Origin of the sequence: Nitratireductor sp. CH_MIT9313-5, from assembly GCF_037029545.1 — a bacterium.
In the GTDB taxonomy this organism is placed as follows: domain Bacteria; phylum Pseudomonadota; class Alphaproteobacteria; order Rhizobiales; family Rhizobiaceae; genus Chelativorans.
The window spans coordinates 262,327-282,248 of record NZ_JAYMER010000010.1 but is presented as its reverse complement, the minus strand read 5'-3'; the positions used below and the strand labels follow the sequence as shown (position 1 = coordinate 282,248).

Annotated in this window: 19 protein-coding genes, 1 tRNA gene and 1 pseudogene; 12 read left to right on the top strand and 9 right to left on the bottom strand. The window is 60.3% G+C overall.

Annotated features, from left to right (window positions below; translation table 11 throughout):
* Nucleotides 1-111: 111 nt before the first annotated feature.
* The 3 genes from leuS (at nucleotide 112) to WA367_RS02610 (ending at nucleotide 4,332) form a co-directional block, all read left to right on the top strand.
* Nucleotides 112-2,730 carry a leucine--tRNA ligase gene (gene leuS / locus WA367_RS02620; protein ID WP_336055240.1) on the top strand — a complete coding sequence of 873 codons (2,619 nt, stop codon included), beginning with the start codon at nucleotides 112-114 and terminating at the stop codon, nucleotides 2,728-2,730.
* A gap of 15 nt (nucleotides 2,731-2,745) precedes the next feature.
* Nucleotides 2,746-3,285: an LPS assembly lipoprotein LptE gene (gene lptE, locus WA367_RS02615; RefSeq protein ID WP_336055239.1), complete on the top strand. Its 540-nt coding sequence runs from the start codon at nucleotides 2,746-2,748 to the stop codon at nucleotides 3,283-3,285.
* A 150-nt stretch (nucleotides 3,286-3,435) separates the two neighbouring features.
* The gene (locus WA367_RS02610) at nucleotides 3,436-4,332 is read left to right on the top strand and encodes a 1-acyl-sn-glycerol-3-phosphate acyltransferase (RefSeq protein WP_336055238.1); all 897 of its coding nucleotides are present in this window, start codon (nucleotides 3,436-3,438) and stop codon (nucleotides 4,330-4,332) included.
* 50 nt (nucleotides 4,333-4,382) lie between these two features.
* Here WA367_RS02610 and fsa read toward each other — a convergent pair whose 3' ends face one another.
* Nucleotides 4,383-5,036, bottom strand: a complete 654-nt coding sequence (gene fsa, locus WA367_RS02605; RefSeq protein WP_036485720.1) for a fructose-6-phosphate aldolase — start codon at nucleotides 5,034-5,036, stop codon at nucleotides 4,383-4,385.
* Between the two features lie 91 nt (nucleotides 5,037-5,127).
* Between fsa and WA367_RS02600 the strand changes: the two genes are divergently transcribed.
* From WA367_RS02600 to WA367_RS02565, 8 genes are all read left to right on the top strand, one after another.
* Nucleotides 5,128-7,311, top strand: a complete 2,184-nt coding sequence (locus WA367_RS02600) for a primosomal protein N' (RefSeq protein WP_336055237.1) — start codon at nucleotides 5,128-5,130, stop codon at nucleotides 7,309-7,311.
* 111 nt (nucleotides 7,312-7,422) lie between these two features.
* Nucleotides 7,423-7,818, top strand: a complete 396-nt coding sequence (locus tag WA367_RS02595; RefSeq protein WP_336055236.1) for an AGROH133_08824 family phage infection protein — start codon at nucleotides 7,423-7,425, stop codon at nucleotides 7,816-7,818.
* Between the two features lie 226 nt (nucleotides 7,819-8,044).
* On the top strand, nucleotides 8,045-8,605 hold the full coding sequence (locus tag WA367_RS02590; protein WP_336055235.1) for a F0F1 ATP synthase subunit delta: 561 nt from the start codon (nucleotides 8,045-8,047) through the stop codon (nucleotides 8,603-8,605).
* Entirely contained in the window at nucleotides 8,605-10,134 is a 1,530-nt protein-coding gene (gene atpA, locus WA367_RS02585) for a F0F1 ATP synthase subunit alpha (RefSeq protein ID WP_336055234.1), read from the top strand. The genes WA367_RS02590 and atpA overlap by 1 nt, the downstream gene beginning before the upstream one ends.
* Before the next feature lie 12 nt (nucleotides 10,135-10,146).
* A complete protein-coding gene (locus WA367_RS02580; protein ID WP_336055233.1) occupies nucleotides 10,147-11,028 on the top strand; it encodes a F0F1 ATP synthase subunit gamma in 882 nt (293 codons plus the stop codon).
* Between the two features lie 22 nt (nucleotides 11,029-11,050).
* Complete coding sequence (gene atpD, locus WA367_RS02575) at nucleotides 11,051-12,547, top strand: F0F1 ATP synthase subunit beta (protein WP_336055232.1); 1,497 nt, start codon at nucleotides 11,051-11,053, stop codon at nucleotides 12,545-12,547.
* Nucleotides 12,548-12,617: 70 nt separating this feature from the next.
* The gene (locus WA367_RS02570; RefSeq protein ID WP_336055231.1) at nucleotides 12,618-13,025 is read left to right on the top strand and encodes a F0F1 ATP synthase subunit epsilon; all 408 of its coding nucleotides are present in this window, start codon (nucleotides 12,618-12,620) and stop codon (nucleotides 13,023-13,025) included.
* A gap of 169 nt (nucleotides 13,026-13,194) precedes the next feature.
* Nucleotides 13,195-13,707 carry a superoxide dismutase family protein gene (locus tag WA367_RS02565; RefSeq protein WP_336055230.1) on the top strand — a complete coding sequence of 171 codons (513 nt, stop codon included), beginning with the start codon at nucleotides 13,195-13,197 and terminating at the stop codon, nucleotides 13,705-13,707.
* A 3-nt stretch (nucleotides 13,708-13,710) separates the two neighbouring features.
* On the opposite strand, the gene WA367_RS02560 is transcribed toward WA367_RS02565, so the two are convergent.
* The 6 genes from WA367_RS02560 to WA367_RS02535 form a co-directional block, all read right to left on the bottom strand.
* On the bottom strand, nucleotides 13,711-14,247 hold the full coding sequence (locus tag WA367_RS02560) for an RNA pyrophosphohydrolase (RefSeq protein WP_336055229.1): 537 nt from the start codon (nucleotides 14,245-14,247) through the stop codon (nucleotides 13,711-13,713).
* 35 nt (nucleotides 14,248-14,282) lie between these two features.
* Nucleotides 14,283-15,473, bottom strand: a complete 1,191-nt coding sequence (locus tag WA367_RS02555) for a divergent polysaccharide deacetylase family protein (protein WP_336055228.1) — start codon at nucleotides 15,471-15,473, stop codon at nucleotides 14,283-14,285.
* 202 nt (nucleotides 15,474-15,675) lie between these two features.
* Nucleotides 15,676-17,001 (bottom strand): S41 family peptidase, encoded by a 1,326-nt coding sequence (locus WA367_RS02550; RefSeq protein WP_336055227.1) that lies wholly within the window; start codon nucleotides 16,999-17,001, stop codon nucleotides 15,676-15,678.
* A complete protein-coding gene (locus WA367_RS02545) occupies nucleotides 16,991-18,280 on the bottom strand; it encodes a murein hydrolase activator EnvC family protein (protein ID WP_336055226.1) in 1,290 nt (429 codons plus the stop codon). Before WA367_RS02545 ends, WA367_RS02550 begins: the two co-directional genes overlap by 11 nt.
* 180 nt (nucleotides 18,281-18,460) lie before the next feature.
* Nucleotides 18,461-18,784 carry a DUF167 family protein gene (locus tag WA367_RS02540; protein WP_336055225.1) on the bottom strand — a complete coding sequence of 108 codons (324 nt, stop codon included), beginning with the start codon at nucleotides 18,782-18,784 and terminating at the stop codon, nucleotides 18,461-18,463.
* Nucleotides 18,777-19,070 (bottom strand): YggT family protein, encoded by a 294-nt coding sequence (locus WA367_RS02535; protein ID WP_336055224.1) that lies wholly within the window; start codon nucleotides 19,068-19,070, stop codon nucleotides 18,777-18,779. The genes WA367_RS02540 and WA367_RS02535 overlap by 8 nt, the downstream gene beginning before the upstream one ends.
* Before the next feature lie 134 nt (nucleotides 19,071-19,204).
* Between WA367_RS02535 and WA367_RS02530 the strand changes: the two genes are divergently transcribed.
* Nucleotides 19,205-19,280, top strand: a tRNA-Ala gene (locus WA367_RS02530).
* Nucleotides 19,281-19,348: 68 nt separating this feature from the next.
* On the opposite strand, the pseudogene WA367_RS02525 reads toward WA367_RS02530, so the two are convergent.
* Together WA367_RS02525 and WA367_RS02520 are read right to left on the bottom strand one after the other, a co-directional pair.
* Nucleotides 19,349-19,504, bottom strand: a pseudogene (locus tag WA367_RS02525) (DUF2312 domain-containing protein); the annotation flags it as partial.
* 187 nt (nucleotides 19,505-19,691) lie between these two features.
* Complete coding sequence (locus tag WA367_RS02520) at nucleotides 19,692-19,922, bottom strand: hypothetical protein (RefSeq protein ID WP_336055223.1); 231 nt, start codon at nucleotides 19,920-19,922, stop codon at nucleotides 19,692-19,694.

Genomic DNA, 19,922 nt, shown 5'->3' with positions numbered 1-19,922 from the left:
ACTGCTTCATCTGGACCATGCTTCATTAGCCCCATGCTGTTGACGCTCGTCACAAAGCATGGTGAAGGTCCGCCGACTGTTTCTGGCACCTTTCTATGTGAAAAAACCGGCATGGCAACCGAACGATATAATCCGCGCACGTCCGAACCCAAGTGGCAGAAGGCCTGGGAAGAAGCAAAACTCTTCGAGACCCGCAATGATGACGGGCGCCCGACCTATTACGTGCTGGAGATGTTCCCCTATCCGTCGGGACGCATCCATATCGGCCACACCCGCAACTACACGATGGGTGACGTGGTGGCCCGCTACAAGCGCGCCAAGGGCTTCAACGTGCTGCACCCGATGGGTTGGGACGCATTCGGCATGCCGGCCGAAAACGCGGCCATGCAAAACAAGGTGCACCCGAAAGAGTGGACCTACCAGAACATCGCCACCATGCGCGGCCAGCTCAAGACCTTCGGCCTGTCGCTGGACTGGAGCCGCGAATTCGCGACCTGCGATGTGGATTACTACCACCGCCAGCAGATGCTTTTCGTGGACTTCTACGAAAACGACCTGATTACCCGCAAAACCTCCAAGGTGAATTGGGACCCGGTGGACCAGACGGTTCTCGCCAACGAACAGGTGATCGACGGCAAGGGCTGGCGCTCCGGTGCCGAGGTCGAGCAGCGCGAGCTGGCGCAGTGGTTCTTCAAGATCACCGACTTCTCCGACGAGCTGCTTGAGGCCATCGACACGCTCGACAACTGGCCGGAGAAGGTTCGCCTGATGCAGCGCAACTGGATCGGCCGTTCCGAAGGCTTGCTGGTTCGCTGGGAACTCGACGCGGACACCGCACCCGACGGCGAGAGCGAATTGCAGGTCTATACGACCCGGCCCGATACCCTTTTCGGCGCTTCCTTCATGGCAATTGCCGCCGATCATCCGCTCGCACGCAAGGCGGCAACCGAAAACGCGGAACTGGCTGCATTCTGCGAAGAATGCCGTCGCATGGGCACATCCGCCGCAGCTCTCGAAACCGCGGAAAAGCGCGGCTTCGACACCGGCATCCGCGTGAAGCACCCCTTCGATCCCGACTGGACGCTGCCGGTCTATGTCGCCAATTTCGTCCTCATGGATTACGGCACGGGCGCGATCTTCGGCTGCCCGTCGGGCGACCAGCGCGATCTGGACTTCGCCAACAAATATGGCTTGCCCGTCACACCTGTCGTACTGCCGGAAGGTGCTGATCCCGAGAACTTCAAGATCACCGACGAGGCCTATACCGACGACGGCGTAATGATCAATTCGCGCTTCCTCGACGGAATGCCGACCGACAAGGCTTTCGAGGAAGTGGCCTCGCGCCTTGAGAAGGCCGAGCTGAACGGCCAGCCGGTGGCAAAGCGCAAGGTCAATTACCGCCTGCGCGACTGGGGCATTTCTCGCCAGCGTTACTGGGGCTGCCCGATCCCGATGATCCATTGCGAAAGCTGTGGCGTCGTGCCGGTGCCCAAGGAAGATCTGCCGGTCGTCCTGCCTGACGATGTGGACTTCGATACGCCGGGCAACCCGCTCGACCGTCACCCCACCTGGAAGCATGTGAAGTGCCCGAAATGCGGGAGCGATGCGCGCCGCGAGACCGATACGATGGACACTTTCGTGGACTCGTCCTGGTATTTCGCCCGCTTCACCGCACCGGATGCCGACACGCCGACGATTCCCGATATCGCCAATCGCTGGCTGCCGGTGGACCAGTATATCGGGGGCGTGGAGCATGCGATCCTGCACCTGCTCTATTCGCGCTTCTTCACCCGCGCGATGCGCAAGGCCGGCCATCTCGATCTCGACGAGCCCTTCAAGGGCCTCTTCACGCAGGGCATGGTCGTCCACGAAACCTTCAAGGCCGAGGACGGCCGCTGGCTCGCGCCGACCGAGGTGCGGATCGAAGGTTCAGGCGCAGATCGCAAGGCATTCGAAATCGAGACCGGCAAGCCGGTCACGATCGGCCAGCTTGAGAAGATGTCGAAGTCGAAGAAGAACACGGTGAGCCCGGAAGAGATCACCGGCTCCTTCGGTGCCGACACGGCGCGCTGGTTCACGCTTTCCGATTCGCCGCCCGATCGCGACGTGGAATGGACCGACGACGGCGCGGCCGGCAGCCACCGCTTCCTGCAGCGTGTCTGGCGCCTTGTGGTCGATAACAAGGCATTGATCGACGGCATTGAAGGCAAGCCCGCCCGCGAAGGCAATGCGGCAGCCATCTCCAAGCCGGCACACAAGGCCCTGAAGGCTGTTGGCGAAGACATTGAGCGCCTCGCCTTCAACCGCGCCATTGCGCGCATGCACGAGCTCGTCAACGAGCTGCACGGCGCGATAGGCCAACTGGGTGCGGATGCATCGACCGAGGAAAAGGCGGCGGTGCGTGATGCGCTGGAAATCCTGATCCACGCGATCGCCCCTTTCATGCCGCACCTGGCCGAGGAATGCTGGCACGAAATCGGCGGCACCGACCTTGTGGCAGCGCGCTCCTGGCCGGACTACGATCCCACACTGGTGGTCGACAACGAGATCGTTCTGCCGGTCCAGATCAACGGCAAGAAGCGCGGGGATTTGACAATCGCGCGCGACGCGGACAAGTCTTCCATCGAGCAGGCGGTACTTGAGCTCGACTTCGTGCAGAAGGCGCTGAATGGCGCCGAGCCGCGCAAGGTCATCGTCGTGCCGCAGCGCATCGTCAATGTGGTGGCCTGAGCGGAGGAGCCAGCCTTGAAGTCCGTTTTCAAAGCCTTGGTCATGTGCGGGCTTCTGGCAGCCCTAAGCGCTGTCTCTGCCTGCACCGTGAAGCCGCTTTATGCGACGTCCGATGCCGATTTCAGCGGCGGCACAGCCGCTGCACTCGCTTCGGTCGCTGTGTCTGAGCAGAACACGCGCTACGGTCTTGAGGTGCGCAATCACCTCATGTTCCTGCTGCATGGAGGCGCCACGCCACCTGCAACCCCACGCTACAAGCTCGACCTGTCGGTGACGTCGGTCACGGCATCGGCGGCAACGATCCAGCGCGCTGGCATTGATGAGCCTACCGCAGGCACGGTCCGCATGAAGGGCAGCTATACTCTGACCGATGCAGCAAACGGTGCCGTCCTCGGTCAGGGTACGCGCGAAGTCTCTTCCGCCTTTGACCGCCCGCGTCAGGAATATGCCGTGCTGCGTGCCGAGCGAGATGCACAGAATCGCGCTGCACGGGAACTTGCCGAAGTCATCCGGCTTTCCGTCGCGCAGAACCTTGCGGCTTCCCCGGGCATCTGAAGCGGGATTATGCTATAAGGATGAGCGGTGATATCGGAGGTGCGAGAGGGGCTTCGCACAAGGCTTTTGGCCCGGTTGTCATTGCGACGTCATGGATATCGGTGAAACAGCCGCCATTGGAGTGCTTCGCTAATGGGATTTCATACCACGATGATGTCTGTCGCTGGCGTATTCGGAAGCAAGCTCTTGAAGCGTGAGGCAGTGGCCCCCGATACGGCAGACCACGTCGTGGACCAGCTCATCGCGGAGCGCACAACCCATCTGTCGCAGACCTTCTTCTGGCCTGTCGCAAAGCCCCTGCTCTATCGTTATTTCCACTATCGCCAGGCCGTTGCCATGGCCGACGAAGTGGCCGCAATGTCGGGCTGGGATGCCTTCACCTATATCAGCCAGCTTCTCTCGCTTGAGATTTCCTCTACCGGTTTGGATAACATTCCCAAAAAGGGTGGCTTCATCCTTGCCCCGACGCATCCAACCGGCATCGCCGACGGCATTGCCGTTTTCGATCTTCTCAAGGAGATCAGGCCGGACATGGCCTTCTTTGCCAACCGCGATGCGCTCCGGGTCAATCCGCAATTCCGCGAATTGGTTATCCCTGTGGAGTGGCGAGCTGCCGAAAAATCGCATGCGAAGAGCCGCGATACCCTGGCCATGACGGCCAAGGCCTTCAACGAAGAGCGTGCGGTCGTGCTCTTCCCGTCCGGTCGCATAGCCTACTGGAACGAAGACAAGCTGACCGAACGCCCTTGGCAGCCATCAGTCGTGGCTCTGGCGCGGCGCTACGAGGTTCCGGTGATCCCCATGAACATCACCGCGCGCAATTCCGGCCTGTTCTACCTGCTCTCGAAATATTCGAACGAACTGCGCGACATGACCCTGTTCCACGAGCTTCTGAACAAGAAGGGCCGCGCCATCTCCATGATCATCGGGCGCCCAATTCCGCATGAAACCTTGCAGGATGGCGAACCATCCGAGCTTGCGGAGCGCCTGCAGGAACATGCGGTGCACGCTTTGGCAAAGGATCGCGACGCGGTCTTCAAGCCATGAAAAAACCCCGGCACAATGGCCGGGGCTTAAACTTCACTGATTGAACGAGATCAGCCGATCTTCTGACCGGTCTTTTCCCAGTCGGCGAGGAAGGCTTCGAGCCCCTTGTCGGTCAGCGGATGCTTGACCAGCGCCTTCAGCGTTGCTGGCGGAACGGTCGCGACATCCGCGCCGATCAGGGCCGCCTGCTTCACATGGTTTACCGTGCGAATGGACGCTGCGAGGATTTCCGTGCCGAAGCCGTAATTGTCATAGATCGTACGGATCTCGGCGATGAGGTCCATGCCGTCGATGGCCATGTCGTCAAGGCGGCCGATGAAGGGCGAGATAAAGGTCGCGCCGGCCTTGGCCGCCAGCAGCGCCTGATTGGCGGAGAAGCAGAGCGTCACATTAACCTGACGACCGCTCTCGGTGATCTTCTTGCACGCCTTCAGACCGTCAAAGGTCAGCGGCACCTTGATGCACACATTGTCGGCGATCTTCGACAGAACCTCAGCTTCGCGCATCATGCCGTCGAAATCCGTGGCGGTGACCTCAGCCGAGACCGGTCCGTCCACCAGATCACAGATTTCCTTCGTCACTTCGGTGATGTCCCGACCCGCTTTCATGATAAGCGAGGGATTGGTCGTCACGCCATCCAGGAGACCCAGCTCGTTGAGTTCTTTGATTTCATTTACATCGGCGGTATCGACGAAGAATTTCATGGACATCTCCCTGGATTTTCGAACAGCAAAGGCAAGCGCACACACGCATCGTGGGTTGCTTTAAACAATTTAAACGGCAAGGTCACGCCTCATGGAGAAAGATTCGGGCACATCGCGCGTGATTCCCGTCATGGTGCCTATGCCGGCGGAACGACCCTATAGCTACGCGGTTCCAGAGGGCATGGCCGTGGCTCCGGGAAGCATCGTTCGCGTTCCGCTCGGGCCGCGACAGGTTGCAGGCATCGCCTGGGACGGTGATGGCGGAACCGTCGACCCGAAGAAACTGCGCCCCATTGAGGCTGTGTTTGACTGCCCTCCCATTAGCGAGGAAATGCGGCGCTTTGTCGAGTGGATCAGCGCCTACACGCTCTCCCCACCGGGAATGGTGGCACGAATGCTGCTGCGCGCGCCGGGCGCCTTTGATCCGGAGCCTCCGCAACAGGGTCTGCGCCTGACAGACAACCGTCCTGACCGTATGACCACCGCGCGCGAGCGTGCCCTGGAACTGGCGCGCGACGGCCAGGCCTGGACTCGCTCCGGCCTCGCCCATGCCGCTGGCATTTCGCTAAGCGTGATCGACGGGCTGGCAAAGCAGGGCGTATTCGAAACCGTCGAACTGCCACCACAGCCCGTTGTCGCCCCACCAGACCCGCTTTATGGCCAGCCGGAACTTTCTGATGGGCAGGCGGAGGCCGCGGAACATCTGCGCGAACAGGCAGCACGTGAAGGCTTCTCCGTTACGCTGCTCGACGGCGTCACCGGCTCGGGCAAGACCGAAGTCTACTTCGAAGCAGTCGCCGCTGCACTCGAGCGCGGGAAGCAGGTGCTGATTCTCATTCCCGAAATCGCACTGACCCAGGCCTTTCTGGATCGCTTTCATGACCGCTTCGGATCCAAGCCTGCCGACTGGCATTCCGATCTTGCGCCGAAGAAGCGCGAACGCATCTGGCGGCAGGTGGCAGAAGGTCAGGTTCGCGTGGTCGCTGGTGCGCGTTCGGCTCTGTTCCTGCCTTTTAGGGATTTGGGGCTCATCGTCGTGGATGAAGAGCACGACCCGGCCTACAAGCAGGAAGATCGCGTCTTCTATAACGCCCGCGACATGGCCGTGAAGCGTGGACATCTGGGCGGCTTTCCGGTCGTGCTGGCATCAGCCACGCCTTCCATCGAAAGCCGCGTGAACGCTCAAAGTGGTCGCTATGAGCGCATCGTGCTTTCAAGCCGCTACGCAGACGCAGCCCTGCCGGACCTGAAGGCCATCGACATGCGCAGGTCCCCGCCGGAACGCGGTGGCTTCCTCTCGCCTGTGCTCATTCAGGCGATAAGCCAGACACTGGCACGCAAGGAGCAGTCGCTGCTCTTCCTCAACCGCCGCGGCTATGCGCCACTCACGCTCTGTCGTGTCTGCGGCCACCGCTTCCAGTGCCCCGATTGCTCAAGCTGGCTGGTGGAACACCGCTTCCGCAAACAGCTCATCTGCCACCATTGCGGACATAATCGCCCGGTCCCCGAGGCCTGCCCGGAATGCGGAACGCTCGACCATCTGGTTGCCTGCGGCCCCGGCGTGGAACGCATTGCCGAGGAGGTCGACCGGCACTTCCCCGATGCGCGCACCATCGTCCTTTCTTCCGACATGTTGGGGGGCGTGAAGCGTCTGCGCCTGGAACTCGAAGCCATTGCGGATGGTGAGGCCGACATAGTCGTCGGCACCCAGCTCGTCGCCAAGGGCCACAATTTCCCTGCGATGACTTTGGTCGGCGTCGTCGATGCCGATATCGGCCTGTCCAATGGTGACCCGCGTGCTGCCGAACGAACCTTCCAGCTCCTGAGCCAGGTAACTGGCCGCGCAGGACGTTCCGGGCGCAAGAGCCTGGGCCTGATCCAGACCTACCAGCCCGAACATCCGGTGATGCGTGCCATCATTTCCGGCGATTCGGAGGCCTTCTACGAGCGCGAGATTGCGGCGCGAGAAAGTTCGTCGCTCCCTCCGTTCGGAAGACTTGCCGCGATCATCGTCAGCGCCAATGAACGCGCGGAGGCCGAAAGCCACGCGCGCGCGCTCAGACTGGCAGCCCCGGCATCCGATGTTCTGGAAACGCTCGGCCCCGCAGAAGCCCCGCTCTCGCTTCTGGCAGGCAGACATCGCTTCCGCCTTCTCGTACACGGTACACGCCGCGCCGACATCCAGGCATATCTGCGCCAGATGATTGCCTCGGCTCCGCGGCCAAGGGGGTCGATACGCGTTCAGGTGGACATAGATCCGCAGAGCTTCCTATAACGTACATATCGCGTGATGGCTTTGCTTAAGCTGGAAACAGGATATATGCGCAGCTTCCGCACGGCTGAGCCATTCTGATTCGGCCTGCACGACTAGGACGGAGCATTTTCGATGGAATTCGCACTACCCTGGCCAACCAGTGACGGTGAATGGCTGGCCTGGTCATCGGCGGCAGCCACCATCTTCTTTGGCTTTATCGCCATGTTCGCTCCGGGAACCACGCTGCGGCTCCTGCGTCTCGACAACCCGCCCATGCGCAATTCGGGCCTGAGCACGGTGCGCGCGCAGCTTGGCGGATTCTATATCGGTATTGGCGTGGCAGCGATTCTGTTCGCGCAGCCGCTCATCTACCTTGCCCTTGGGCTGGCATGGGCGATTGCGCTCTTTGGCCGCATCGTCTCGATGATGTCCGACCGCGCAAACACGCTGCACAACTGGATTGCACTTGTGCTTAACGCTCTGCTGGCCGCGCTTCCACTGGCATTCACGCTGGGATTCATTAGCTGAGGCAACGATTCGGTACGAGTCTTGGCCAAACAGCGCGGATTCAGTCTTTCCGCCGTGTTGCGCCTGCTCAAGGCCTGTGCTAGACGGCAATCGGCTTTCGGCAGGGGGGTAATGCCGTACATTCTCCTCAGCCGATAAACTATCAACAAGGTCAGCATGTTAGACCCGAGCTATCCGGCTCCTGTGTCGAAATATGTGACCGCAAGCTGTGAGAAGAGACCATCCCGTGGCAGAATCTGGCTCGATGATCTCCGGAGTGGCAGGGCGCTATGCGCGGTCGCTCTTCGAACTTGCCCAGGAATCCGACTCTGTCGCCAAAGTCGAGCAGGATCTCAACGATTTCGACAAGATTTTGCGCGAGAGCGAAGACCTGCAGAGGCTGGTGAACAGCCCGGTCTTTTCCTCCGATGATCAGACCCGCGCCCTTGGTGCGGTGCTCGACAAGGCTGGCGTTTCTGGCCTGGTCGGTAATTTCCTTCGTGTTGTGGCGCAAAACCGCCGCCTCTTCGCCGTTCCGCAGATGATCCGCGCTTTCCGCCAGGTCGCTGCAGAAGCGCGTGGCGAAGTCGCGGCAGAAGTGACCGCTGCTCATGCGCTGAGCGCCGAGCAGGAGAAGGAGCTTAAGGCAACGCTGAAGGAAGTGGCCGGCAAGGACGTCAATATAGACGTCACGGTCGATCCCTCCCTTCTCGGCGGCCTTGTCGTCAAGCTGGGGTCGCGCCAGATCGACACTTCGCTTAAAACCAAACTCAATTCGCTCAAGCTTGCACTGAAAGAGGTCGGCTGATGGATATCCGCGCGGCGGAAATTTCCGCAATTCTAAAGGACCAGATCAAGAATTTCGGCAAAGAGGCCGAGGTTTCCGAGGTCGGTCAGGTTCTCTCCGTCGGTGACGGTATTGCCCGCGTCTATGGCCTCGACAATGTTCAGGCCGGTGAGATGGTCGAATTCCCGGGCGGAATTCGCGGCATGGCACTGAACCTTGAAGTCGACAATGTTGGTGTCGTTATCTTCGGCGCCGACCGTGACATCAAGGAAGGCGACACCGTCAAGCGCACCGGCGCCATCGTGGACGTGCCGGTTGGCCCGGGCCTGCTTGGCCGCGTGGTTGATCCGCTCGGCAACGCGCTGGACGGCAAGGGCCCGATCGAGGCAGCAGAGCGCCGCCGCGTTGACGTCAAGGCTCCCGGCATCATCCCCCGCAAGTCGGTGCACGAGCCGATGTCCACCGGCCTCAAGGCGATTGACGCCCTGATCCCCGTTGGCCGTGGCCAGCGCGAGCTGATCATTGGTGACCGTCAGACCGGCAAGACCGCCATTGTTCTCGACACCTTCCTTAACCAGAAGGGTATCAACGACAACGCCGCCGACGACCAGAAGCTTTACTGCGTCTATGTCGCTGTCGGCCAGAAGCGCTCCACCGTTGCCCAGTTCGTGAAGGTTCTGGAAGAGCGCGGCGCTCTTGAATACTCCATCGTGATCGCGGCAACCGCCTCCGATCCGGCTCCGATGCAGTTCCTGGCACCATTTGCCGGCTGCGCGATGGGTGAATATTTCCGCGACAACGGCCAGCATGCCGTGATTGCCTATGACGATCTGTCCAAGCAGGCCGTTGCCTACCGTCAGATGTCGCTCCTGCTTCGTCGTCCGCCCGGTCGTGAAGCTTACCCGGGTGACGTTTTCTACCTGCATTCCCGCCTTCTCGAGCGCGCTGCAAAGCTCAACGAGGACAATGGTTCGGGTTCGCTGACGGCTCTGCCGATCATCGAAACGCAGGCGAACGACGTTTCGGCCTATATTCCGACCAATGTGATCTCGATCACCGACGGCCAGATCTTCCTCGAGACCAACCTGTTCTTCCAGGGTGTCCGTCCGGCCGTTAACGTCGGTCTGTCGGTGTCCCGCGTGGGTTCGGCCGCTCAGGTCAAGGCCATGAAGCAGGTTGCAGGCTCCATTAAGGGTGAGCTTGCCCAGTATCGCGAAATGGCTGCCTTCGCGCAGTTCGGCTCGGATCTGGATGCTGCAACCCAGCGCCTTCTCAACCGTGGTGCGCGCCTGACCGAGCTGCTCAAGCAGCCGCAGTTCTCGCCGCTCAAGACGGAAGAGCAGGTTGCCGTGATCTTTGCCGGTGTGCAGGGCTATCTCGACAAGCTGGCCATCAAGGATGTCGGTCGCTTCGAGCAGGGCCTGCTGGCTCACATGCGCTCGACCGGCAAGGACGTTCTTGAGACCATCCGCAAGGAGAAGGCTCTCTCCGACGATCTGCGTGCAAAACTCAAGGCCGAGATCGACACCTTCGCCAAGAACTTTGCCTGAGGCTGAAAAAGCATGGCTTCACTGAAGGACCTTCGCAACCGGATCGCCTCGGTCAAGGCGACGCAGAAGATCACCAAGGCGATGCAGATGGTCGCCGCGGCGAAGCTGCGTCGTGCGCAGGAGGCAGCGGAAGCCGCACGGCCATACGCCCAGCGTATGAGCACCGTACTGGCCAACGTGTCGAGCACCGTCTCCGGTGCCGACGCTCCGCCGCTGATGGCAGGGACCGGACGCGACGACACGCATCTCCTGATCGTCGCGACGGCCGAGCGTGGTCTTTGCGGCGGCTTCAACAGCCAGATCGCGCGCAAGGCGCGCGATCACGTCCGCGGACTTCTCGACGCTGGCAAGACGGTCAAGATCCTGTGCATCGGCAAGAAGGGTTACGACATCCTTCGCCGTGAATACGGCTCTCTGATCATCGACCGCATCGACCTGCGTGAGGTGAAGAATATCGGCTTCGTCAACGCGAACGACATCGCCCGCAAGGTGATTGGTCTGTTCGAGGACGGTCAGTTTGACGTCGCAACGCTGATCTATTCGGAGTTCCGCTCCGTTATCAGCCAGGTACCAACCGCACTGCAGATCATCCCGGCCGCAATGCCGGAAGCGGATGATGCTCAGGCAAATGGTCCCGAAGCGATCTACGAATATGAGCCGGACGCAGCCTCCATTCTCGCGGATCTCATCCCCCGCAACATCTCGGTCCAGATTTTCAGGGCGCTCCTTGAAAATGCGGCCGGCGAGATGGGTGCCAAGATGACCGCCATGGACAATGCGACCCGCAATGCCGGCGAGATGATCGACAAGCTGTCGATCACCTACAACCGCCAGCGTCAGGCGCAGATCACCAAGGAACTCATCGAGATTATTTCGGGCGCGGAAGCGCTCTAACGGACCGAAGAGGTTAATTATCATGGCTAGAGCAGCGACTCCGAAGACTTCGGCGACCGCTAAGAAAGCCGCTGCCGCGAAGAGCGGTGCGGCAGGCGCAGGCGGCGCCACCGGCACGATCCGCCAGGTGATCGGCGCCGTCGTGGACGTTCAGTTCACCGACCACCTTCCCGCGATCATGAACGCGCTGGAAACCGACAATAATGGCCAGCGTCTGGTTCTCGAGGTTGCACAGCACCTCGGCGAAAACACCGTTCGCACCATCTCCATGGACTCCACCGAAGGTCTGGTTCGCGGCCAGTCCGTAACCGACACCGGTGCTCCGATCTCCGTGCCGGTTGGCCCCGAAATGCTGGGTCGCATCATCAACGTCACCGGCGAGCCGATTGACGAAGCTGGTCCGATCGAAGCAACCGAGATGCGCGCGATCCACCAGCCTGCTCCCGAATATATCGAGCAGTCCACGGAAGCCGAAATCCTCGTCACCGGCATCAAGGTTCTCGACCTTCTCGCTCCTTACGCAAAGGGCGGCAAGATCGGCCTGTTTGGCGGCGCAGGCGTCGGCAAGACGGTTCTGATCCAGGAGCTCATCAACAACGTCGCAAAGGCGCATGGTGGTTACTCCGTGTTCGCTGGCGTTGGCGAGCGTACCCGTGAGGGCAACGACCTCTACCACGAGTTCATCGACTCCGGCGTGAACAAGAAGGGCGGTGGCGAAGGCTCCAAGGCCGCTCTGGTTTACGGCCAGATGAACGAGCCGCCCGGTGCACGCGCACGCGTTGGCCTGACCGGTCTGACCGTTGCTGAATATTTCCGCGACCAGGGCCAGGACGTTCTGTTCTTCGTGGACAACATCTTCCGCTTCACGCAGGCCGGTTCCGAGGTGTCCGCACTTCTGGGTCGTATCCCGTCCGCCGTGGGTTATCAGCCGACGCTGGCAACCGACATGGGCGCCCTGCAGGAACGCATCACCACCACCACCAAGGGCTCGATCACCTCGGTGCAGGCCATCTACGTGCCCGCCGATGACTTGACCGACCCTGCACCGGCAACGTCCTTTGCACACCTTGATGCAACGACGGTTCTCAACCGCGCCATCTCCGAAAAGGGCATTTACCCGGCCGTGGATCCGCTGGACTCCACCTCGCGCATGCTTGACCCGATGATCGTCGGTGAAGAGCACTACGAGGTTGCTCGTGCGGTTCAGCAGACCCTGCAGCGCTACAAGTCGCTTCAGGACATTATCGCCATCCTCGGCATGGACGAGCTTTCCGAAGAGGACAAGCTCACCGTTGCCCGCGCACGCAAGATCGAGCGCTTCCTGTCGCAGCCGTTCTTCGTGGCTGAGGTCTTCACCGGTTCGCCGGGCAAGCTTGTCGACCTTCAGGATACGATCAAGGGCTTCAAGGGCCTCGTCAACGGCGAATACGATCACCTTCCCGAAGCTGCCTTCTACATGGTCGGCACCATCGAGGACGCGATCGAGAAGGCCGAGAAGCTGGCAGCTGAAGCTGCCTGATAAGGCGCGAATGCACGACAGCCGGCGGCGGACATCACCGCCCCGGCTCTTTTTCAAGCGGTAGGAAATCATGGCCCAAGCTTTCAAGTTCGAACTGGTTTCGCCTGAGCGCCTCCTTTTCTCCGAAGAGGCCACCGAGGTCGTGATCCCCGGCACCGAGGGTGAAATGACGGTCATGGCCAATCATGCGCCAACCATGACCAGCATCAATCCCGGTGTGGTTTCCGTTACCTCGCAGGGTGGTGAGAAGGAACAGTTTGCCGTTTTTGGCGGCTTTGCCGACATCCTTCCAGATCAGTGCACGCTTCTGGCCGAATCTGCGGTACGCCTGGCGGATCTGAGCCGTGAAGATCTGGAGCAGCGCATCGAAGCCGTCCGTTCCGAGATGGAAGAAGCCAAGGATCACGAGGCTCGCTCCAAGGCAGAGCTTTACCTGTCCCAGCTGACGACCCTCCAGGGCGCGATCATCCCCGCCTGATCTGTTCGAATAGCGAATTATCAAAAGGCCGGCCTCAGCGCCGGCCTTTTTCGTCTTATAAGCAAAGGAAACATATTCCCCACTCACCTGTTCGGAAAGCAGAAGGCCCGGCCCTCTGCCGAGGCCCATGGCGCCCTCAGGGCGCACGAGGAGAGAAGGGAGGACGGATATGCGTCAACTCATCTATACGGCTTTGGCAACCGCTCTGACCGCCGGTATGGCGCAGGCACAGGATCAGGCGTCCGCCAACATGATCAATACCGACGAACAGTCCGTCGGCACCGTGACATTCAACCAGACCGCATCGGGGATGGTCCACGTGATCGTGGAGATGACCGATCTGGCACCCGGGCCACATGGATTCCACGTGCATGAAACAGGCGAATGTGACCCCGCTGACGGCTTCAAATCCGCAGGGGGACATTATGCAGGCGAAAAGGATCACGGGATCGAAGCCGAAGGTGGTCCTCACCCCGGCGATTTCCCGAATGTGAATGTGGGCCAGGATGGCGTATTGAAGGTCGAGTTCTTTACCGACCGTCTCAGCCTATCGGCAGATGGAGAAAACCCGCTGCGTGACGATGACGGCTCTGCAGTCGTCGTACATTCGGGTGCCGATGACTATGCCAGCCAGCCGTCAGGCGATGCCGGAGATCGGATTGCCTGCGGTGTTATCGAATAGACTTCAGCTTGATGCCTTGGCGCTTTCCGGCACCAGATGCCGGAAAGCCTCCACCACCTTCTCATAAACTTCGCGCTTGAAGGGCACGATCAGCCCCGGAAGTTCGTCCATGGGCTTCCAGTCCCAGGCATCGAATTCGGCCGTATGTCCACCGGGCGGCGGATTGATTGCTATCTCGCTATCATCACCCTCGAAGCGGAACGCGAACCAGCGCTGTGTCTGCCCCCTGTAGCGCCCTTTAAGAGCGACGCCGACCAGATGGTCCGGAAGGTCGTAATTGATCCACTCAGGCGCTTCTGCAAGCAGGGAGACGCTGCGCATGCCCGTTTCCTCGTAGAGCTCACGCCGTGCGGCCTCCAGCGCGTCCTCGCCCTTGTCTATGCCGCCCTGCGGCATCTGCCAGAGCTGCGGGACGCCCTCAAGTTCGCCCTTTGGCTCGACAATGCGCCGGCCCGCCCAGACAAGACCCTGCCTGTTGAGGACCATCACGCCAACGCATTTTCGGTACGGTAGATCTTCTGCCTTGATGGTCTTGCCCATGCTCTTACGCCCCTGCCGTTTGAACAGTCGGATTATCAGCGTTCCGGGTCGAAGGAAACGGCTGTCACCGGGACAAGCTCTATCCCCCGCTTGCGCACTTCGCGGGCCCAGGCACCGACAGCCTCGACGGTACCTTCCAGCGCAGAACCGTAGCCTACCGCAGTTCCCTTGGCGCGCGCAGTGCGCTCCAGTTCATCCAGTTTTGACATGATGTCCCCGCGCTTCCCGCTGGCATCGATAACGACGTCGCTTGCGGCAAAGGGAACGCCTTTGCGCTGCGCCACATCACGCGCCAGACTGCGCGCCGAACTTCCGTCATCCAGATAGCCGAGGCCCCGCTCAGCCAGCTCGTCCATCAGCATCTCCATGGCAGCTTCGTCTGCGGTGAAACGCGCTCCCATATAGTTCATCACGCCGACATAGTTTGTCATGCGTCCCAGCACCCAATGCAGGTCATGTTGCTTCTGCGTGTCGTTTGCCGAAACGAGCAGCGTATGCCGTCCTGGATTGGCGCGCGGATAGTCGAAAGGCTCCAGTGGCACCTGGAGAAGAATTTCGTGCCCGTCGCGTCGTGCCTCCTGCATCCATCGGCCAAGGCTGTTGCCATGTGGCGCGAAGGCTAGCGTAATTTCTCCCGGCAGCGCCTGAATGGCCGCCTGGGTGCCCGTCTGCGATATGCCCAGCCCGCCGATCACAATGGCGACCTTTGCGCCTCCTGCCCCAGACCATGGTCGCGCATAGGCATCAAAGGGCCGCCGACCGGTCGCATCCCGCACCGGCAGCACACCTGCCTCCGATTCCTCCAGCAGCGCCCGGTCAGGCAGATGCGCAACGCGGCTGTCAGGTCCAATGGAGGAGGGGTCGCGGATGACAATGCGCTCGATGCGTTCGCTTGCCTGCTCTGGGCGAGGCACCTTGATGATCTGAGGCTTGCCCTGCGCGCCTGAGCCCTCGCTCTCGGTGGCAGCAACCTGCTTTGCCTCAGAAGGTTTGCCCTCCCCTGCCACCTGCTGCGCTACAGGCGCCGCAGCCTGTTCAATCGCTCCATTGCCCGTGCCGTCATACCCCTTGTCGCGCAGGGCGATTGCCGCGGAGCCTGCGAGGATGACAAGCGCCAGCGCCGAAAGAACCACATCGCCGGCCGATACGCTCCACCAGGTACATGGCTTGCGCGGCTTTCCCGATTGTCCAAGTGGCGTGTCGAGCCTGTTCTGTGAGCTTTTCATGCAGTTCGGGATGACTCAGGAAACGGGGCCGAATATGGCCGCAAATCAATCTTTTCCAAGCGTGGCTGATTAGCAACAGAATCCCTTACGCTTCAAATTGCAACCATATTCGCTTTGGGTGGCCGTAAGCTAGTTGATGCGAGGGAGAGATCAAACCGCACAAAGAAAAACACCCGCCGATCTGGCGGGTGTCTCTCAAACTTTACTGGTTCATCACGGCCTTGTCCGGATTGGGCGGAAAGGCCGGGTCGGTCTTCTCGCCTCGCAGAAGCTCCAGCGCAAAGCGCAGCTGCTCGTCCTCTTCCGGGTCCTGTGGAACATAGGCGATGGAGCCGGAGCCCTCCTCGCTCTCTTCCTCGCCCTGGATATGGCCGCGAAGATCCGATTCGCCGCGTGTCAGGTCACGTCCGGCAAGGTCATCCGGCAGAGGCTGCTCCACCTTGATGTCGGGCGTGATGCCCTTGCCCTGGATCGACTGGCCCGACGGCGTGTAGTAGAGGGCCGTGGTCAGGCGCAGCGCGCCGTTTTCACCCAGCGGGATGATCGTCTGTACCGACCCCTTGCCGAAGGACTGCGTGCCGACAACTGTCGCGCGACGATGATCCTGCAGCGCGCCGGCAACGATTTCCGAAGCACTGGCCGAACCGCCATTGATCAGAACGATCAGCGGCTTGCCGTCAACAAGGTCGCCTGCACGCGAATCGTAGCGTGAAATGTCTTCGGCTTCCCGACCGCGGGTCGAGACGATCTCACCGCGCTCAAGAAACGCGTCGGAGACATTGACGGCCTGATCGAGCAGACCACCCGGATTGAGCCGGAGATCAAGCACGAAGCCCTTCAGATCCTCCTCCGAAACTTCCTCCTTGATGGCCTTGATGGCTTCCTTGAGGTCGTTTGTCGTCTTCTCGGTGAAGGAAGTGATCTTCAGGTAGCCGACATCTTCCTCAACACGATACTTGACCGCTTTCACCTTCACGATATCGCGAATGATTGTGATCTCAAGCGGCTTGGCCACGCCTTCACGAAGAATGGAAAGCTCGATCGGCGTATTGACCGGGCCGCGCATGAGGTCGACAGCATCGCTCAGTGTCATGCCGCGCACTTCCTCACCGTCGATCTTCTCGATGAGATCGCCCGAAAGAATGCCAGCGCGTGCGGCTGGCGTGTCGTCGATTGGTGCGACGACCTTCACCAGCTCATTTTCCATGGTGACTTCGATGCCAAGACCGCCAAATTCGCCCTTGGTCTGCACTCGCATGTCCTGTGCGGCTTCCGCATTGAGATAGGACGAATGCGGATCGAGCGAGGTGAGCATGCCATTGATGGCGCTCTCCACCAGCTCCTTGTCGTCCGGCGGCGTCACATATTGCGCCCGCACGCGCTCGAAAATGTCGCCGAAAATGGCGAGCTGACGATAGGTGTCCGTGCCTGCCGCATTCGCCGAAACACCGTTCGCGCCATTGACCACCGTAACCGCGGTCGCGCCGAGCAGGGCTCCAGCGAACAACATGGACAGCTTACGTATCATTTCCCATCCTTCCAGGTGTTTCCCGCGCCCACCAGCGCCTGGGATCGACGGGTGTTCCGTCTTTTCTGAATTCTACATAGAGCTCGCGCTCAGAACCATCCATGGGCCCTGCCGCAATACTCGCCAGCCGCGCCTCGCCCATCAGGCCGACCGGCTCTCCCGCCAGCACTCTCTGACCAAGCTTGACATTCAACCGGTCCATTCCAGCCAATACGATATGATAGTCATCGCCCGGGTCCAGTATCAATAGCTGACCGTAAGAGCGGAAAGGCCCCGCATAAAGCACCGTGCCATCCGCCGGAGAGGTAACGATTGCGCCCGATTGTGTCCTTAGAATGTCGCCTTTGAGTGCCGCTCCGGTGCTGTCTTCCTCACCAAAGCGTGATGTGAAACTACCCGAAACCGGCAGCGGAACCATGCCGCGGCGCTCCGAAAAAGGCACCAGTTCCTCAAGGCCCGTTCCTTCACGCGCATTCTCGCGCTGTTCTTCCAGCCTCGAACTCAGGCTGGCAATCTTCGATTGAAGCGCACCGATCAGCGCCTGCAGGCTGTCCGCCTCCATGGCAAGCGCCTCGGCCTGCTCAAGCTCCTCGCGCATTTGTCCTTCGGCTTCCGCCTGCATACGCTGCTGCTCTTCAAGAAGCGCTTCCAGGCGCTGCTTTTCCTTTGCCTGGGCGGTTATCTTTTCCGTCAGCCGTTCCTGCTCGTCATTGATGGAAGCCACCACGCGCGATAGTTCGCGGAGATCGGTCGCCAGCATCTCCGTCTCGCTGCGTAGCTCCGGAACAACCGCGCCCAGCAGGATCGCGCTGCGCACCGAAGCAAGTGCATCTTCCGGCCGCACCAGAATCGCTGGTGGCGGATTGAGCCCCATGCGCTGCAATGCGCCCAGAACCTCGGCCAGCGTGCCGCGCCTTGCGCGCAGTGAGGTCTGGATATCTTCCCTTCGCAGCAGGAGGCTTTCCAGTCTGGTCTCGATGTCCGCGATATCTTCCGAAAGCTTGCGCTCGGTCTTGGCCGCCTGAATGAGTGCTGCGGTTACCGCTGCCCTGTCATCGCGAACCTTGTCGATCTCGTTGGCCAGTTCCAGTTGGCGTTGCTGGGAAGCTTCAAGTTCCCGCGTCACCCGCTCGAACTCCTGCTCACGCTCGATGCGTTGCTGTTCGAGGAAATCCACCGTCTGCGCACTGAGCCCCACCGACCAGACAAGGCTGACCGCCAGCACCCCGGCAGCGAGGGGCCGCAAACAAGAACGGAGCCTGGAAGACGCGACGCTCATCAAGAGCCTTCTGCTGCTGCAAATTACCGGTCGGCGGACCATAGCGAAGCGATCGTTAATGAAGCATCAACCATAATTGTCTGGCGCCGCCATATGATGCTGATCCGAAAGATTATTGTAATGCCGGATCATTCTCGGCGGGCGACATAACGGCCACACTGTCCGATGAAACGCAGAGCCTTACGGCTCAACCCTTGCCAGCTGATCGCAAATGCAGGCAAGCCGCTCTCCCTCACCACGAATGATCAGGGTCTTGCGGCGGCTTGTTTGCCCCGTCTCGACGACGACCGCGGATTTTGCCACGCCGAAGGCCCCCGCAATCAGCTTCTCTGCCGCCTTGTTCGCCTTGCCGTTCTCAGGCACGGCCCGCACGCGCAGTTTCAACCAGCTTTCCTCGCCCATCCTCTCCAGCGCGCCGATTTCGTCGCGATCAGCTTTCGGCGTCAGCCGCACCTTGAGGCGGATGCCCTCGTCACAGATGGTGAAGAAGCCTTGTTCAGCCAAGAAGCGCAGGCGCGACGGTCGTGATCAGGAACTGGCGAATGAAGAACAGGATCAGAAGCAGGATGATCGGCGAAATGTCGATGCCGCCAAGATCGGGCAGCACCCGCCGGATCGGGCGCAGCGCCGGCTCCGTCACACGGTAGAGAAAATTGCCGACCGCGCCCACGAACTGGTTGCTGGAATTGACCACGTTGAACGCATAGAGCCAGGAGAAAATGGCAGACCCGATGATGAGCCACCAATAGATGTCGAGCGCCATCACAATGGTCTGAATCAGCGCGAGCATTCGTCTCTCCGTGGCCGTTCTTCAAAAAGCTACCGACATGTAGCCATTGAAGGCGAAAGCAGCAAGAGCTTGCACCTTCGAGAGCTTCTTGACAGCTGCCGAAGCCCATTCCTAAATGCATGACATTGCGAGATGGGGCTGTAGCTCAGTTGGGAGAGCGCGTCGTTCGCAATGACGAGGTCAGGGGTTCGATTCCCCTCAGCTCCACCAGATTTCTGACAGAAACCTTTGACCTGGATCAGATGCAGCGCCGGCAATCACCAGCGCCGCCGTATGCCTTACTGCATGCCCAGTGCGGCCTTGTAGAGGTCGATCATCGCCTCTTCTTCCTGGCGCTCGGCTTCTTCCTTCTTGCGCAGGCGAACGATCGTGCGAACTGCCTTGGTGTCGAAGCCATTGGCCTTCATCTCGGCATAGACTTCCTTGATGTCTTCCTTTTCACACATTCTAGCGATTAAGCGATTTTCTCCCGATAAGCGTTTGGGGGCGGCGCGTTCCTTAAATAACGCCGTAGCCGCCCCCAAATGCGACTGCGTGACAGGACTCATCGATTTAGCCTCGCTGGACATGCCGTCCTGCTAAACCAGCAAAGAAGCTAGGAGTTCAAAGGAAGCAATCGCCTTAGAAGCGGCTCTGCCTCGCGGCAAGCAGTACACCGGTGGCACTGGCTTGATCTTTGAGGAAGGCCATCTTCTGTCTCACAAGTTGCTCTAAGCCATCAACCTGATCAGATCCAGCAAGACGGGCATCAGCGCCCAGCCGCTCCACCGTGTTTCGGAGGGTGACGAAGATGGTGGAGAAGCAGTCGTAAAATGATGAGAAAGAGCCCGCCAGTAATGACGGACTCTTCAT